This window comes from Stieleria sp. JC731, assembly GCF_020966635.1.
Lineage (GTDB): Bacteria > Planctomycetota > Planctomycetia > Pirellulales > Pirellulaceae > Stieleria.
In genome coordinates, this window is sequence record NZ_JAJKFQ010000002.1 from 1066845 (window position 1) to 1084604 (window position 17760).

General features: G+C 54.4%; 11 protein-coding genes. 1 reads left to right on the forward strand and 10 read right to left on the reverse strand.

Annotation, left to right across the window (positions count from 1 at the left end; genetic code table 11):
• Positions 1 to 5: 5 nt before the first annotated feature.
• The 9 genes from LOC67_RS09625 to LOC67_RS09665 all read right to left on the reverse strand — a co-directional run bounded on the left by LOC67_RS09625 (position 6) and on the right by LOC67_RS09665 (position 15618).
• Positions 6 to 959 carry an ABC transporter ATP-binding protein gene (locus LOC67_RS09625; RefSeq protein ID WP_230262380.1) on the reverse strand — a complete coding sequence of 318 codons (954 nt, stop codon included), beginning with the start codon at positions 957 to 959 and terminating at the stop codon, positions 6 to 8.
• A gap of 43 nt (positions 960 to 1002) precedes the next feature.
• Entirely contained in the window at positions 1003 to 1425 is a 423-nt protein-coding gene (locus LOC67_RS09630) for a GntR family transcriptional regulator (protein WP_230262381.1), read from the reverse strand.
• A gap of 183 nt (positions 1426 to 1608) precedes the next feature.
• Complete coding sequence (locus LOC67_RS09635; protein WP_230262382.1) at positions 1609 to 2589, reverse strand: hypothetical protein; 981 nt, start codon at positions 2587 to 2589, stop codon at positions 1609 to 1611.
• 19 nt (positions 2590 to 2608) lie between these two features.
• A complete protein-coding gene (locus tag LOC67_RS09640) occupies positions 2609 to 4366 on the reverse strand; it encodes an FMN-binding protein (RefSeq protein WP_230262383.1) in 1758 nt (585 codons plus the stop codon).
• A 13-nt stretch (positions 4367 to 4379) separates the two neighbouring features.
• Positions 4380 to 4985, reverse strand: a complete 606-nt coding sequence (locus LOC67_RS09645; protein ID WP_230262384.1) for a peptide chain release factor family protein — start codon at positions 4983 to 4985, stop codon at positions 4380 to 4382.
• 77 nt (positions 4986 to 5062) lie between these two features.
• Positions 5063 to 10138 carry an MG2 domain-containing protein gene (locus LOC67_RS09650; protein WP_230262385.1) on the reverse strand — a complete coding sequence of 1692 codons (5076 nt, stop codon included), beginning with the start codon at positions 10136 to 10138 and terminating at the stop codon, positions 5063 to 5065.
• Positions 10135 to 10701: an RNA polymerase sigma factor gene (locus LOC67_RS09655; RefSeq protein WP_230262386.1), complete on the reverse strand. Its 567-nt coding sequence runs from the start codon at positions 10699 to 10701 to the stop codon at positions 10135 to 10137. The genes LOC67_RS09650 and LOC67_RS09655 overlap by 4 nt, the downstream gene beginning before the upstream one ends.
• Before the next feature lie 146 nt (positions 10702 to 10847).
• On the reverse strand, positions 10848 to 13898 hold the full coding sequence (locus LOC67_RS09660) for a VWA domain-containing protein (protein WP_230262387.1): 3051 nt from the start codon (positions 13896 to 13898) through the stop codon (positions 10848 to 10850).
• Positions 13899 to 14088: 190 nt separating this feature from the next.
• Positions 14089 to 15618, reverse strand: coding sequence for a TrkH family potassium uptake protein (locus LOC67_RS09665; protein ID WP_410001130.1), 1530 nt, complete (start codon positions 15616 to 15618; stop codon positions 14089 to 14091).
• A 616-nt stretch (positions 15619 to 16234) separates the two neighbouring features.
• Between LOC67_RS09665 and LOC67_RS09670 the strand changes: the two genes are divergently transcribed.
• Positions 16235 to 16954: an SOS response-associated peptidase gene (locus tag LOC67_RS09670; RefSeq protein WP_230262389.1), complete on the forward strand. Its 720-nt coding sequence runs from the start codon at positions 16235 to 16237 to the stop codon at positions 16952 to 16954.
• Positions 16955 to 17135: 181 nt separating this feature from the next.
• Here the strand turns inward: LOC67_RS09670 and LOC67_RS09675 are convergent, their stop codons facing one another.
• Positions 17136 to 17501, reverse strand: a complete 366-nt coding sequence (locus LOC67_RS09675; RefSeq protein WP_230262390.1) for a GxxExxY protein — start codon at positions 17499 to 17501, stop codon at positions 17136 to 17138.
• Between the last annotated feature and the right edge of the window lie 259 nt (positions 17502 to 17760).

Consider the following 17760-nt stretch of genomic DNA (forward strand, 5'->3'; position numbering starts at 1 on the left):
ACCCTTCAGCGACTCGACGCAAACGATTCTTTCGATGCGTCGCTTGTGGCACTTCGATCTTGCTTTGGACGGTTCACGTGTGGATCACAGACCGCGACAAAGATTTCTTCCAATGTCGGCGTTGTTTGCTCGATCCGTACCACGCCGGAGCCTTCTTGGTAATCGTCTCGCCAATTGTCTTCCAAATCGGTGACAACCCACCTCATCTGCCGGCCGTTCTTTGTTTCCGTCAACACATCACCGCGAGGTAACAGGATCGTCGCGTCGCTGTGATCCAGTGTCGCCGTAACGACCTGGGTTGAATCGCGAAGCGTTTGCAAAGGTTTGACCAGCTTCAGCTCACCCTCATGCAAAATGCCAATCCAGTCCGCTACCCGTTCCACTTCACTGATTTGATGACTGGACAACAACACGGTATGTCCCAGCGCGGCCCGATCGACCATCGATTCCAAGAATTGACGACGCACCATCGGATCGAGTCCACTGGTGGGTTCATCTAAGATCAGTAATTCGGGATCATGTGATGTCGCCAAGGCAAGCGCGACTTTTGCCCGCTGACCTTTACTCATGTTTTTGATTTTCACTCCGGCTGAGATATCGAAGCTGGCGAGTGCTTCGACATACCGTCCGGGAAATGAAGCGTCATAAAAAGCGGATGTGAACCAGCCGATTTCTTCGGCGGTCATCCAGTCATACAAGGCCGGCGCGTCTGATACGTAGCCGGTCCGTTGCCGGATGAGTTCGCTATCTTCAATACACGATAGCCCCAACACCGATGCCTGCCCTGAGTCCGGTTTGATCGCACCGGTCAAGATACGAATCATCGTCGTCTTGCCCGCGCCGTTTTCACCAAGCAGGGCAAACACGATTCCCGCTGGGATCTCCAAACTGACACGGTCGAGTGCCCGCTTGGCACCAAATGACTTGCTGACGCTCTGCAACGAAATGATCGAATTCATTGTGCATTTCCCTCTGAAAAGTATCCGGTGTGATAACAGACGCTCAACTGCTGCCATTGCCGCCAGCTTTGGCAGCGTTTTCAATCTCCGTCGTTTGCCGGGTCAGTTCCGCTTCGAATAACTGGCGCAGCTCTGAAGCTGTCATTCCACCGGCAAGGGCGTCGGCGAGGGCACGGCGAAAGCTTTCCGTGACAAGAAAATTGCGAGCCTTCATGCAACGCTTCATCGCGTCACGCCGAACCACCATGCCGCGACCGCGAAGCGCTTCAAGCACAAGATCGGATTGTAGCTCTTGATAAGCTCGCGCTATCGTGTTCGAGTTGATTGCCAACTCATTGGCCAGCTGACGAACACTTGGGACCATTTGTCCACCAACAAGAATGCCGTCCGCAATCGCTAGCTTGACTTGCCGGACGATCTGTTCGTAGATCGGAACGTCCCCTTCCGGATCGATCGTGAAAAACATCTACAGGCACTCTCAGTTAGAGTGATCTCGATTCGGTGTACCGCTGTCATGGTACACCGGTTCGCGAATCTGTCAAGACAGATCAGGCAAATTCCGCGCTGCAATATCCGTTGCTCCATACACATCGATGCTGATCGATGCGAACTTCAACATTCGCAACGGAGAGCCGTCACCGAATCGAGATCACAGTTCATCTAAAACGTGAATCGGGTGTCCCGACGTTCGACGCCAACCGACAACGAGAATCGACACTGCGATCGGAGTTGCCACGATCAATCCCAAGCCAAGCAGAGAAATCCCGAATCCGAATAGGATGGATACGGCGGTCGCGATTAAGAATGAATTGAATAGATGCGCAGCAGCAAGCTTTACTGACCGATGAACAAGCTTGCCCATCCCCAACGAAGTCAAACAGAGTGGCAGTGTGGGCCAAAGAAATGTTGCGATCGTGATCGGTGCGATGACTGAAAGCATGAACGCCAAGGCATACAACAACAAAGCCGTTTCGATCTTGCCGATCGAACTCGCACTGCGAATCATCAGACCCGTCGCCACGATCAATGCAGCCATAAAACAAAAAGCCACGATCATCACAAGCGAAACCCTCGCCAACAGTCGCCAACTCGGTTTCATCGACGTTTTCAGCAAGGTCACTAAATCAACCTGCGGCCCTAAGATGCTGCTGTCGCAGGCGCGATTGATCAATTGCAAGGCGACGGTCATCCCATAGCACGCCACCGCGATGAACAGCGGAGACAGCGCCGCTGCCAAAATCAGAGCCAGATTAAAGTTCACACGCGAGAACATGTTTAAGGCGATCAGTGGCGAGATCACCGTGGCAACAAAGATTATCCCGACGCAAAACGAGGGCACAAAGATCTGACGCCGGCAGCTCGCCAACAAAATCTGAGCACCGACAAAGATCGATTCGATCGAGACTCTTTGGTTGGCAACATCGATCTCCAAGCTTTCTTGCATTGGCGATTGAACGTTGGCATCGGATAGCCTATCTAATCTGTCAGGGTCTTGATGCGAGGAACCGGCAACCGTTTCGGCAGTGAATTCGATCTGGCAGCCAGGACAACTCGAACGTTTGCCAGATGCCTCAAGCGGCAGCTCAAGTGTTGCCTGACAGTTCGGACAGGTTTGAAGAAACGTTTCCATGGTGCCACTTGGTGACGGGTCAATGAATTGAAAACATTTGCACGCCGATCGCGGTGACCAACAGCAGGCTCGCGACCACATCCGCGAATGTCAACCGATGGCTCGTCGCACGTTGTCGAAGAAAATCCAACAAGCGACCTGTCGGGCATCCCAAGCGGCAATACGCCATCGGAATAAACATAGAAAGGACCAGTGTAGCGGCGGCAAATAGGATCGCCGCTAGCGGTGTGACTCGCCACAAGTAAGCGTGAAACGGTTCCCAATTGGCAAGCTCTACGGTCGGCCAGAATAGCAAGCACAGGTAGGCGATAACCAATGTCGCCCCTGGAATCCACTGCATCAACCGCGACAAGTTTTTTGGCAACGTTTGGTGCATCCGGCTTTTCCTTGCCGGACGAACGAGCTGCTGGATTGCGCCGTGAGGACAAAGATGATTGCAGTAAGGATTCGACTTTCCGGTCGCAGGAACCACACAGGCAACCATCGCGATCGTTGCTAGCGCGGGTGCCAGACGCCAGGCCACGCCTTCGGCTCCCCAGCCAGCGATCAAGGACATCGAAATGAGGTTCCCGGTCCAAAACCCCAACACGGTGATTGTGGTGACCAGCCACAATCGACGAAGGGATTTGTTTCCGAACCAACGCATCCGCTTTGCCACCGCTAACGCGGCCAAAAGTAGAAAGCAGCCCAAATCTGAAAGGCCGAAACGAACGTCACCAAACCACTCTGTAAAACGACCTTTCAAGGTCGACCGCTGCAGTTTCTGTTGTCGGGCTGCCTCCTGCTGTGCAAGCCACTTCGAAGACGACTGATAAATGGTCTCCGTCATCGCCAAGCTTGTCATCGTCGCCCCCGAGACACCTTCGACGCCGGAGGATTCTAATGTCATGCCGGCCAACGATTGCATCGACTTGTCGGTGAACTTTTTCCAAAAGCTTCGTTCCATGCGGCAGTAGCGCACGTACGGTTGATTGTCGAAAGAGGAGCGAATTTTGATCGCTTTGACTTGAGTCGACGCTTCATCGGACTGCGTCGGTTCACTCAACCATAACAACAGCTCGCTAGGACCTTGGTATCCGACCACGCTTTCGACCAATGGCCCTGTGCGGATAACCCGTCCGAGTTGCCTCCCATCAGGCCCCAAGACGTTGATCTGATGGCCTGCGTCTTCAATGCGATCTGCATCAGGAAACCAGTCTTCCAATTCGACAAGCTCGATCGGATCGGGAAAGACCAATGACCCTCTTTCCCCACCGATTCGTGAAAGCACACCTTTGGCTAAGGCGAGCGAAGTCAATGTGGCTCCGGATACGCCGTCGATCGCACCAGCATCGTTTGGTCCTTCCCAGTCCCAATTCGCGAACTGTTCAAAAAAAGCCCGATCGTCTTGAACCTTTTGGACATGTTCGTCCGTGTCATCACTTTCGATCATGCGAACGCCCAAAACATTGAACGCCTGATCGATCACCACCATCGCTTCGGTCGGTCCTCGATAACCGATGATGTCGATCGCGTCAGGAAGCGTACGTCCGACGCGCGCGATCGCCTGACCGGAACGATCATCAACATTCCAAAAACCATCGGCATCCTGGAACTCGTTGATCGCGTGTGCGGCAGGAACGACTTCCTGAACGAGTGCTAGATCAGGCGCCGATTGAAGTCCGCCTTGCCGATCAACTGGTCGCCGAGGTGAAGGGATCAGCCAGCAAAGCGCAATTACCATTGCCACTCGCAAGGAATGGACAAAAGGTGCGAAGCGACGAGACTGACTACGCATGGGGTCGCCCGGATCAATGCAGCGGAAGCCGACCGTGGTGCTCGCGGACTCGATTGACCCAAACCAATGCGGGTGGATACGAGCGGAGCAGCATGACGATCTTGCTGGTCGAAGTGGACCACAAAGGCGCGACTAAACTTGGCTGACCACCACTGGCCCAAAGGTCGTTCAGCATCAGCGCCAGCACAGAGGGTTTATCGACGTTCTCTTCGTTCAGTTTGAATGAGTGACGTCGATAGCGTTTTCGAAGCGACGATTCAACCTCATCAAGTGAACCCACAGCTTCGGCCGAATTTTCCTGCGGATTGTCCAAGGGGCTCGGGGTCCGAACACCCAAAGCGATCGCATATCGAAGTCGACGAAGTGCGACATCACGATTCTGAGCTTGGCTTCGACGTTCAGTCGCTTCGCCGATCAGCCCGGTCGGGCGATGTTCCAAATACACGCCGCTGCTGGTCTTGTTGCGGTGCTGTCCCCCTGGACCGCTTCGCCGCTGAGTTCGCAAATCACTTTGCTGTGCAATTGTGTCAGGCTGCAGGCAGGCAAAATGGGGTGCCGAAAGCATTCGGCAATCCAAGCGAGTTTTCGGGTCAGGGACAGTCGCGTCGGCGTGATTCATCAGTTCCGGTGGCAGCAGTCGATCGGTGCCAACTGGATCACACGCGTGTTCATCCGGCACCGGTCTGTCGCTACATCCTATCGGATTTCGATCACTAAAGGATTGACCCAAACCTTCTGTTCGGCGGTGTAGTACAAATAGGCTCGATGGGCCGGCCCGGTGTATCGCCCAGGGATTTGTGCCACGCAATTGATCGACAGTTCTTTCGTTTCCTGTGGCTGGAACGTTCGCCAATACAGCACGACTTCGCGACCGCGCAGTTCGTAGTAGTCAATCTCGCCGCCATCTTTCAATCGATCAAGGCTTTCGATGACCGGCTCAAGCCCACCAGGAAGCCCAACGACCGCAACGCTCATCGGCTGCCCCTGCTGCGTTTTGTTGCTGACGTTTACCAAGACATCGATCGTATCACCGGCGTTGGTTTCACCGACTGAATCGGAGAATTGAACGTTCATCTCCAGCGGGCACGCTTGATGACTTTGTGGGGATCGTGTCTGACCGCCAAGTTGCACGACAAAGGGTAGCGATGTCGGATTTGCAGACCGAAGCTCTACCGTTGCTTGGGGATCGGATTCCAACAGTCGGCAAACTTGGTCTGGAAGTCGATACGCCACGCCATCCTTTCCGGCGCCCGACCACTCGAGCGTTTCGATCACGTTTCCGTCGACCAATAGTTCCAATTCACCTTCGCCACTTTGACTGATTCGTGTGTGGACTTCGACAAGTGCTTTTAAAGCGAGCACGGTTGCCTGCGTCGAACCGAATCCACCACCGTTGCGATTGGCCAATAGCCAGTCCACCGACTTACGCAATGCTTTATCGAATTGCGGATCGGATTTCCATGCCAAGATTGCGAGTGCCGTTGATTCAACTTTTCGCGACAGCCCACCACTTTGTGTCACCGTCATTTGGCCTTCGACATGCCCGTCCGCCGCTTGGCTTTTTAATAGCCGTTCACGCAACAGTTGTGCAGTCGACTTGCGTCCGACGTTCTCCAATGTGATCGATGACAACGCGATCAGATATGGATCGTCGGTCGTGGTCGCGATGCTTTCCAAATGATCGAGTTCTTTGGTGAAGTCGTTCTCGGTACGTTGACTATTGCCGGATGAAAGATCCGCCTGCGACAGCGCCCACAACACATAGGCGTTAACCGTTTCCTGATTGACGGACCAAACATGCAAATGCCTTGGGTTTCGTTTGAACCCGCCGAGTCCGTCACGTCGGTTCAATAGCCAACGTCTGGTTCGATCCAACATCGCTTGATCGACATCGATGACTTTGGACATCTCGGTAAACTGCATCAATCCGAATGCGGAGAGCGCCTCATGCCCGGGATCGTTGCCGAACCACTCGTATCCCAAATCTTGACATTCGTAGCTTGTCAGCTTTCGATACCCACGGCGTAGCAGCGATTCGATCCGTTGCCGGTCGGAATCATCCGCCACCCCATCAGCCTGCATCAGTTGAAATGCCATCACGTTGGGATAGTTGGTCGATGACGCTTGTTCGAAACACCCGTGGGGTTCTCGCAGCAAACTTTCCACACCCCGACTAAGCTGCGACTGCGTTCCAGGCATCAATTGAATCTCGCCATGAAGCGAACCCGGACGAATCTCGGCTGGTAGATCGAGTTTAGTTTTGACGCGACGGACCAATGTTCCTGAACTCGAAGTAGAAAACGGATACCCGTCAGGCACGACTCGAACACTTCGTTCAACCGCGTCACGAAGCCGTCCGGACTGGTTTTGCACTGACACCTTCAGCTTGGTGTTGGACAGGATCGCGACGTCGTCAACATCAAGCGAAAAACGTTCGGATCGTCGGCCTTCGGCTTCAACCTCCAACGTCGATGTCGTTTTAGCAGCGTTTAGCCCAGTGTCCGGAACCAACTGAACATCGAAACGATTCGTCGATCCGCTCGCGTTGACCAATCCAACCGGAAGATCGATCCGATCACCACCGGTTACCTCTAAAGGAACTTTGGCATCGATCGCGAGAGGAATTTCGGACGTGAGGGAGCCTCCTCCCGTTCCGATTCGGCCGTCAACGGTATGCCCGTTGACGATTACTTTGAACATGGTCAGCGAGTCGGACAAATCAAAACGAATACTGGCCGTTCCCGTTGAGTCCGTCACCATCAGCGGATTCCAGTAGAGGGTTTCGGTAAAGTCCGATCGTACAGAGTCTTCGCTGGTACGATGGAGGTGCGAATACTGACGGATCGGGAAACGCAGTTCCTCCATCAACTGATCGGCAAGTGCTTGCGTGTCGATACCACGAGCTTCGGCGAACTGTCGAAGTTGTTTTTCGCTGATTCGATTTTCGATCACCTGGCCATCTTTTACCGGCCCCAATCGCCCTGTGCCTGGGATAAAGACCTCGATGACACGCCGGGCAAACGAAGGCTTCACTTCATCAGCACTATCGGCTGACGATGAAGCACCAGCCGCTTCCTCTGGCGACTCGGACATGCCTTGTTCAGCTGCGTTCCGATACGCATTGCCTTGATCTTTCTGAAACAGCTCGGCCTCCACTACAGAGTTATATGCGGGCGCTTCGGTGACCGTGTTTCCAGCTTGCCCGCAGCCCACGATCAATACCGAAATCAGAAGTAGGCTTGCCGCTGCGGCGAAAGACTTTCGCGGGCGGAACAACAGTGCGATCAGCCAAACGAATCCGATCAGCATCAAAGTAAATCGCACATCGTTGATAAACTCGTTCCAGATCTCTTTGGCACGTATCCGGTAGGCGATCAATTGAGACCGCAACGCATCCGAGTTCGTCCTCGTTTGACTTTCCAGCTGTTCCCGATTCCCGTCAAGTTCCAGCAACCGAACCAGAGCGGATCGAAACGTTTCGTTGAATTGGCCGGGTGTCCCGCTGACAAACCTTCGCCAGCCTTGCGTTCCGAGCAGCAAATCTAAACTCTCACCGGCTTGCGGATCATCCGACAAGTAAAAATTCGCGTGCTCAAGATCTTCTGGCGATTGCACCTCACTGGTGAGATAGAAGTGTGTCTTTATCGATGGCTGTTCTTTTAGACGTAGGCTAAGCGCCGCATCATCAACGACGCTGACGCCTAGGATGGCACCCGGCACCGGCTTCTGATTCTCATCTGTCACCGCGATCGTCATACGAACCGGTTCGCCGGGTGAAAACTGATCCGATTTCCCATCAACCGTCGCCTTGATGTTCAACGCTTTTTGTCCGCGGCGGTAAACCAACCGCTCAACCAATGGGACGGTCGTTTCGGAATCGGTATCGACTTCCAGGACAGTCAGTCGGATTACCCCGGCGGCTCGGTCTTGGACCGGAATGGTGATTTGGTTTTCTCCCATTGAGACATCGACGGACTTCAGGCCGACCAGTTCACCACGGCAGACAGCACGAACCATACACTGCCTGCGTTTTAGCGTATGGACGGAGATCGAAATCGGCTCGTCGGCTTCGAAGACTCCTGACCCGGTGTTCAAGACGGGCTTGTCGTCGACCACACTTGGTAGCCAAGGCATCTCGGTAATATCCATCGGGTTGGTTACCCGCAATGAATACCGCATGCCTGGTTCCGGTTTAAATTCGAACCGCCCTAATCCGTCGCGGACCGTTTTGGCTGTCGCGACAACACGTCCTGCTTGGGAGAGAATTTCGCCGGCAAGTTCGATCGGTTCACCTTGGGCGTTTCGAGCGGCAAAGTAAACACGGTTCTGTAGCCCGCTTGCCAGATAGCCGCCTTCAGGGAAAAAGTCGACTTGGACTCGACCGGTATGGATCGGGATCGGACGTGATGCCGTTTCCGTTACCGATCCATCGTCGATCGCCACCGAAAGCGTGCCCGTCCCCTCGCGAAGGAAACTGGGAAGATCAAATGTGATCGCGACTATTCCGTCGACATCCACGACCGCCGACGACTGATAGATCGTTTGGCCGTCGACTGTGGCTTGAATTTTCGCAGCCGCACCGACAGGAAGCTGATCGTTAGCACGACGAACCGACAGCGTCGCTTTGACATTGTCGTTCGCCCCATAGGAACGCTTGTCAAATTGCAGATCGGTTTTCAACTGCACCGCCCGATAACGACGAATTTCGATATCGCAGGGTTGGTCAGGAAAGAAACCGTCCAGGCTTTTGGCGATCAACTGATAGGTTCCGCCCGGTGCCGATTCCGGAATCAAAAACGATCCATTGCCGACACCGCGTTCGGTAACGCCTTCCAGGACGGCGCCACTGACAGCAGCCCCACTCGGATCCAGCAACTCATATCGAATGGGAACTTCGATGTGTGATGCCAAGGTCTGACGATTGAGTGTCACCGATCGAAAGAAGACCTGCTCACCGGGACGATAGACAGGGCGATCGCTTCGTAAGAAAGTTAAACAACGCGTCGGTTCGAGCGGGACCGACAGGCGAACTTTCTTTTCACCCGATCGATCGGTCCATGCATCGATTTCAAGCTTTGCATCCGCCGGAATCACAATCTCATCAGGGATTTGGATCCGTGCGGGATGATTCGCGCTCGTTTCGGTTTGGCCCCTGAATAGCACCGCACCTTTGGACAACACTTCGAACGAAATGGTTGCCGGAACAATCGGCATGGTCGGATCAAAGCCCACCGTCTTTGTCGATGATAATCTTGGGTTGACCACAACGAAAAACTCGTTGCGACTGTTTGATTGATCCGCATCGATCGACTGAATCGCAAGATGAAACGGATCATCGGGCGGTTCTGGCAAACTGATCCAGTGTCGGTATCCGTTGACGGCAACCAGAAAGACAGCGGCCGCGGCGAACGAAACCCACCAAAGCTTGATAAACCGATTCGAGTTGGAACCGCCTGCGGGTTCTAAATCGCTGACCGAATCGACAGCCGTTGCTGACGGTGTATTGACGATGTGATCAACTGTTGTCGATTCAGCGGATTGAAGACCGACGGGTGATTCCTTTGAAGCATCACGCCGAGCCGCTTGAGCAAACTTGTTGGCCATCACCAACGTTTCCGCCCATTGAGCAGCGACGTGTGGTTCCGTCTCAATACGGCGACGCAGTTCATCCGCTTCGTCATCGTCTAACAATCCATAGTGCAGCTCCAAAAGCAGCTGCTCAAGGTCGTCATCGTTTGGAAGGGGCTGTTGTGGAGGTTGATTTAGATTCATGACAGGTCTCCTACACTTTCGCGTAGCTGACGGATGGCCGAGCGCATCCGTGTTTTGACCGTTCCCAACGGAATCGACATGGCCTCGGCAATTTGCGGATAGGAGAGGTCGCCGTTTTGCCGCAACAAAAAGACTTCTTGTTGCTCCGGCGGCAGTTTCGCCACCGCGACGCGCAGCGTTTGCAGCTGCTCGTCTTTGATCAGCCCTTCAGGCGGGCTTTCGGACGTCGAGGCCATCGGGAAATCCTCGTGAGAGGTGTTTTCGTGCAACGGAGCGCGTCGACGATTCCAAGCGGTCTTTCGAAAATCCCGGCCGGTGTTCAGTGCGATCCGAAACACCCAGGCTTTCAAATTTTGGATTTCGTCGAGCTGGTGCCGGTGATGCCAGCACTTCAGAAACGACTCTTGCAACGCATCCCGAGCGTCTTCCAGGTTGCCAACGACGTAGAACAGCGTGCCGAGTAGCTCGTCAGCGCAGGAATCGAAGAATTCCTCCAGACGCGTTGTGTGCGCGTCCTTTGGGCTTGTCGGCAAGCTTTCGATCGATTCCGGATCGTCGGTCATTCGGGGTCATCCACAGCAGAACAGCGTTGTCTGCTAATACAGACGACAGAGGATCCCCAACGGATTTACAACGCAGATTTTTTTATTCGACCGAAGGACCGAATGCGGTTTTGCGGGGCGGACGATTCGGTTTCCCGTTCGGATCGTTAGTTTTCGCCTTTGTCTTTGCGAGCCCGCTTTTTGGCCTCGAGCAGCCGCTCGGTGTAGCTGGACGGAGCCGGTTTTGCAGAACTCGGCTTATCACCGCCCAATTTAGGTTTAGGTGACGTTCCGCCCAGGTCGGACAAGTCGACTTGATTATCCGAATCGGAAGTCACCGACGTCGGTTCGAAGCGAACGCTGGCACGCCGTTTTTCTAAGTCTTCATCCAGTTGAGATTTGTTTTTGCGGAGAGCATCAAGCCGCGTGACCGCCTCAGTCGAATCCTCCTTTTCGCCTCGCAGTCGCTTGACCGTGCGGCCAACCCAAGCGAAATCGAATGCGATTCGGCGAACCATCACGTCACCTAAAAACAGGCAACAAGCCCCAAGGACAAACCATGGCCAGGCGTCACGGATGCTTCGAGCCAAGGCGAGCCCGCCACGAAACGGATCTGTCTCGATTAGATCTTCACTGGCACGAGATTCCAGCGGAGGCGTGATCTCACCCGCATCGCCACCTTCGGGTTCGGTTGCGGCAAGTGATTCGATAAGTGCCATGTTGGTTTCACGAACACGGTATTCATCGCTGTAAGGCACCGTCACGCCAGTTCGCAGCGGTGACGCACCGGCTCCCGGAACGACATTGACCAAATAGCTTCCGGCGCCGCTTGCCGGGAACGATCCGACGTAGCGTCCCGGTGCGGTTTGCCTCATGTCGAGTGCCAGCGGATTCAGATCAGGATCGAGCGCCGTTGCGTTCATTTCCAAGAAGTCCAAGAACGCATCGTCTTTCGTCAGTGCGTTCACAACGACTTGCACTTCGCCATCTTTGACCGATGTCGCGATACTGAATTTGCCGGTATCCCCGGTCGGTCTCATCAACCAACGAACAAGCTGGCTGTGAAACTTTTCATAGTTATCCCATTCGGTCCAAGTGCTCGCCCAACGTGCGCCTGCGTCGGTCGTCAGCACAGCGGTACGGCCCAAGCCATACGTCCATGCGGCAAGGATGGTTGCATTTTCAGGCTGTTCCGGACGCGGCGATTGGATCAACACCTGAGCCAAGGGACTGTCTTTCGTCTGCGTCATCACAAAGCCGGTGATCGGCGGCAGGTCGCGATCGATACCGTCGAGCATTGCGTGTGGAAAGACGACGCGCGGGACCAAGCCTTCGGCCGCTTCATAAACCAAGGGTTTGCTAACGCGGCGTGCTTCGTGCTGAAAGATTCGTGGCAGAGCGCGTCCGCTTTTGACGCTGTAATACTTTCCGCCGGTTTGACTGGCAATTTGCTGCAAACGTTGACTGCCTTGCAAACCGTGTGACGCGACCGCAACGGTACTGATTGTGATCTTGCCGTTGACGAACGCATTCATCGTGTTCGGGTTGGGCGCGCTCGGGTCACCATCGGAAATGATGATGCAGTGCTTAACCGACGCGGGTACGTTGTTCAGCGATTTCACTGCCATGTTCATCGCCGGATCAAACTGCGGCATGTCGCCGGGCGTCATTCGGCTAACACGTGACAGCATCACGCGACGATTGGGGCCGACTTCGGCAAGGCCTGACCACCTCGGATCGCCACCCCACAACCATGCATCACCTTGAAAGTTCCAGTGCAGCACACCCGCGAAATCCGAACTGCCGAGCTGCTCGATCGCGGCTTTGCAGATTTGCTTTTGCCAGTAGTTGCCGTCCGCCATCTCGCTGGCATGCATGATCAAAGCCAATGCCCCGACGGCGCGTACCTTGGCGTTTTTGATTTGAAAATCGACGGGCATGGCCTTTTCGATTTCGGTACCGGTCCAACCACCGGCGCCGAACGCTTCGGGACCACCGATCATTAAAAGCCCGGCGCCGAGCTGCTGCGTGTTGCGGACCAACATTTCGATTTGGTCGTCGCTAAAGGACACGATCTCGTTATCGGATCCGCCCGTGGTCCTGGGTACACCTGCCAAGATCACCGCGTCGTAAGCTTGCAGTTCGGCCAATGAACCGAACAAGTCATCGTTGGTTTGCGTGACGACTTCGATGTTGTTGTCCTGCAGTTTTCCGATCAACAAACTGAAGTCGCCTTCGTTTTCGCGATCTTCGATCAGCAGGACACGGCCTTGCCCGCGCACGTGGGTATAGGCGGTCGCGGAATTGTTTTGCCGGATGCCGTCTTCTTCGCGACTGGCTGGGATAAATTCCGCTTCGTAAACGTAGGGTGCCGGCCGATCGATCGTATGACGAAGTGGAAAGACATTCTTTCCCGCATCCAGTGTGATCTCGCGTTCGAGCAGAATCGTTTCGTCTTTGCCCTCTTTTTGTTTTACACGGATGCGTCCTTTGGTCGGCTCGCCACTGGTTTGTCCGGTGTCGGTGTAGTTGTTAACAACAATCCGAGCTTCGAAGGGTTGGCCTTTGCGAATGTCCGTAGGCAAGTCAATTTTTTCGACCAGCACCTCGCTTTTGGCATCCAGCAGCACCGGAACGACGTCGATTCCGATCCCTGCCGAAGCGACACGGGCGACCAGCTTTCGCGCCTGTCCAAGGTTCTCATTGCCGTCGGTGACAACAACAATTCGACGCGAAGTGTCCTCCGGCATCGTCGCCTGAGCCAAGTTGAGTGCAGATTCGAGGTTCGTCGCGTCACCTCGCTCCATCAAGCTTTCTAAGCGACGAAGGCGGATCTCGTCATCAAATGGTGGTATCTCGACCGATGCGTCGCGACCAAAAACGATGATGCCGGCTTTGTCACCACGTCGCGCATCACGATGCCGTTTCACGTTGCGAACGACATAGTCCAACATGACTTGTCGTTTGGCCACCGGAATGCTCTCGGATTGATCCAAGACATACATCACCGTGATCCGATCGCTAACTCGGACCAGCTGCACACCGGCCAACGCGAACACCAAGATCGTCCAAACTAGCGTTCGAATTGCCAGAGCGAGCCAGCGACGAAGTTTTCCGAGAACGCCTAGTGATTCAAAACCAATCCACCACAGGACCGGCAATCCAAGCAGCAGCCACAGAAACGCTGGATGCTCAAAACTGATTCGATAAGGAAGCATCGCTTCATAGAACCCGCGAAAGATGGTGGACGAGACGCCCCTATATCATATCGCAAAGACCCGGACCGGGCATCATCAAAGACATCCCCTGCCGGCATTGGTGTTTCGGCACAATTGCCATACAGCCATCTCAAACTACGAAACCGCAGGCAGGTGTGGCTCGGCGGACTACCGTGCCAGCCGCCGCGTCCTACGTCCGTCGCCAGAATGATGGGAAAACCAACACCAACACACTGAAAACTTCGACTCGTCCGAGCATCATCAACCAACAGAACAGGAACTTCGCCCCTTGGCTGAAGCCCGCATAGTTCTGCGTCGCGCCGACAACACCCAAACCGGGTCCGATGTTGTTCAGTGTCGCGGCAACCGCGCTTGCACAGTCGAGCAGTTTTTCATCCAGCTTGCTGTCTTCGACACTGGTCGGATCCGTCGCGTCGTAACCCCATGTCGAACTGGGTTCGAACGTGACCAGTAACATCCATGAGGCAATAAAAATGCCGAGGATCAGACAGAAATAAACCATGATCCCACGCAGCATCGCCGGATCGTCCGCCGTCGTGTTGCCGATCCGAATCAGACGAACCACGCGTGGGTGATAGGACAGCTCGATCTCACGTCGCAAGATTTTGTAAAACAGCACGTGCCGAATGACTTTCATGCCGCCACCGGTGCTGCCGGCGCATCCGCCGATAAACATCAACACCAAAAGACTTCCGCGGGCAAAGTTATTCCAGCGGTCAAAGTCAGCCGTGCCATATCCGGTCGTGGTGATCACCGAGACGACTTGGAACAATCCGTTTCGCAAACCTTGCCAAAATGTTTCAAATCCGAGGTCTTCGGCGCGCAGACCGAAGAACATGATTCCGGCCGTGGCCCCAGCGATGATGCCGATATAGGTTTGAAACTCGACATCCGCAAACATCCGTCGTGGTCCACCGATCATGGTCAGATACAACAGCGTGAAGTTGGTTCCCGCCAAGATCATGAACAAGATCGTCGTGTATTCGATCAATGGACTGTCAAATCCGCCGAGCGAGCGGTTGTACGTGCTAAAGCCGCCGGTCGCCATCGTCCCGAAGGCATGGCATAGCGCATCAAACAGCGTCATGCCTTCGACCATGTAGACGATCGTCAGGATCACGTTCAAGCCACAATAGATCCCTGCGAACACAAGCGATGTGTGCTGCATTCGCGGCATGCTTCCTTCTTTACTAGGTCCCGGCATCTCGGCCCGCACCATCGCCTTACCGGCTGAGCCCTGACCCAGAATTGCGACGAATAGAACGACGATGCCGAGCCCGCCAAGGAAGTGCGTCCAGCTTCGCCAGAACAAGATGCAGTGCGGAACGACGTCGGGCGTTTCTAAGTCTGTAAGGATGGTCGCACCTGTCGTGCTAAACCCGGCCTGCGCTTCGAACATCGCTTCGATAAACGTGATCGGCCGTCCTTTCCAAATCTCGGTTCCGCTCAAGTAGAACGGTAGGGCGCCAAGGATCGTCGCCAGCAGCCAGCTAAGTCCGACGACCGCCATGGCTTCTTTGCGAAACAATGGCTTACCCTTGCGAGTCCGCCCGGCAATCATTAATGCCGTCCCGACGAACATGCTGATCGCCATGCTGAGCACCAAGCCGCGAATCCCGGCGTGCTCGATCGATTCTGCGGCAGGTAAGTGCGTCCGGTTTGCCAACACCGGAAAAGCGAAGGGCAAACTGAAGGCCATCGATCCGCCAATCAATAGACAGATCGAACCGAGGACGCGGCTAAGAAGTCGAAAGTTCAAGGGTCTCTAAATCTCGTTTCCAGTTTGTCCGGCGGGACGTTCCGTTGGGCGACTGTTTCCCTGCAGATCCAATCGATTGTAGTGCCGAGGGATCGTTTTTCGCGATGGGGCACCACTTTTCACCTCTTGATCGCCGCGCCCGTTTGGGTCGATCCCCCATTGGTATCACGTTTGCATTGCTGCAAAGATCGTCTCGAACAGCCCTTCCCCAGGGGATGAACGAAGACAGGCAACCGGCGCTGGAGGCGGCGTCGGTTGCCACTTTTTCCCCATCGAATCGCCCTTTTCTTCGGCCTTACCGATCATGACCTCGTGTTGCCATAAGGCCAGCCGAGCGATCATCAGGATTGAGCACTGTGTTAATTTGCTTGACGCAATTTGCAACAGTCCTCAAAACATGGCATTCAATTTGAAAAAGCGTGAGACTTGATTGGCAAGTTTCTCGGGCCACGGCTAGGAAAATTAGCCGGCACGACTTACTGAACGCTTTGAGAAACTTGGCTCGATCGATGCCCATCTTGATCCGCCAAAACTTGCAACTCCTGAAATAAACACTGTGTGCGGACGATTCAATCTGAAAACGCCGGCAGCCGCCTGGACGCAGGAGTTCCTTCCCCTTTGGAACGAGAATGAAATTGCCGAGCGTGCCAGTCAGCTCTCCATCAAGCCTCGTTACAACATTGCCCCCACGCAGCTCGTCTCCTGCATTCACGGGGGAGACGGTCAAGCCGATTCAAATGCTCGACGTCAGTGGTCGACTTTTCGCTGGGGCTTGGTCCCGTTTTGGGCCAAAGACATCTCGATCGGAAACCGCATGATCAATGCCCGTAGCGAAACGGCAAGCGAGAAACGATCCTTCAAAACACCGTTGTTAAAGCGACGATGTTTGGTTCCCGCCGACGGCTACTACGAATGGCAAAAGACACCTCAAGGCAAGCAGCCTTACGTGATCGAGAACAGCCACGGGAACGTTCTCGCGATGGCGGGCCTGTGGGAAGAAAACAAACACTTGGGCAATGATGGGCAACCGCTTCGAACGGTCACGATCCTGACCACAGCGGCGAATCAATCCCTTGGCAAAATCCACGACCGGATGCCCGTTTTCATTGAGAAACAAGATTTCTCGACATGGCTGGATCCGCAAATCCAAGACCTCGCCTCAATTGAGCCGATGTTGCGTACCGGCGACGATGAGCAATTCGCCGCACGCCCCGTTTCGACCTTGGTCAACAACGCTCGGAACGACGTTCCAGAATGCTTGGATTCTCCCGAGTAAGTCCGCAGGATTGTCGCTAGCAAACAGACTCGATTCGCCAACGTGCGATCGTCTTGGCTCCCTGGTAGGGCGAGTTGAGAACACTAATGTGCACTAATTGAACACTAATAAGTCAAAGACTTCGGTCGCTCTGGATTAGTGTTTGATTAGTGGCAATTAGTGGTTTCACTCTCATCCCTTCCTACAACACGATTCGTTTCCATTCCAGTCCCGGTGACGATCCGTAGTTGATCAAGTATCCGACTGTCTTCTTGCTGATTCGCATGTAGTTAAACAATTGGGCTTCGTGTTCCGCCGCAAGGGCTTTCGCGGCCTTCAATTCGACGACGATCTCTTTGTAGACCAGCAAGTCAGGGCGATAGACGGTCGTCAACAAGTTGTCTTTGTAATGGACCTGGAGTTCGGATTTGCTGAGGAATTGAATTTTGCGGAGACCGAGCTCAATCTCAAGGCTTTGCTGGTAGATTTCTTCCGCCATGCCATAACCCAGTTCGTTGTAAACCTCGAACGCCGCCCCCATCAGATCGTAACCTTCCTGCTTGAACATCTCCTTTCCCTTGGTTTCTGGATTAGTGTCTGATTAGTGAGAATTAGTGGTTTCAACCCGGGAACATCAATCGGCACCACCCCCCGGATGACTACCCTCTGCCGGAATCCGCAGGATAGCCGAATAGGCTTTCTTGCACTACGATCTCGCCAGCAGGCTGATGTATTCGTCGGACACTTGAATTCACGGCTTAGCCGTCACGACGTTGCAGGAAAGTGAACCGGTTCTTCCCTCCGGCCGTCCGTGCCATACCGTTCGC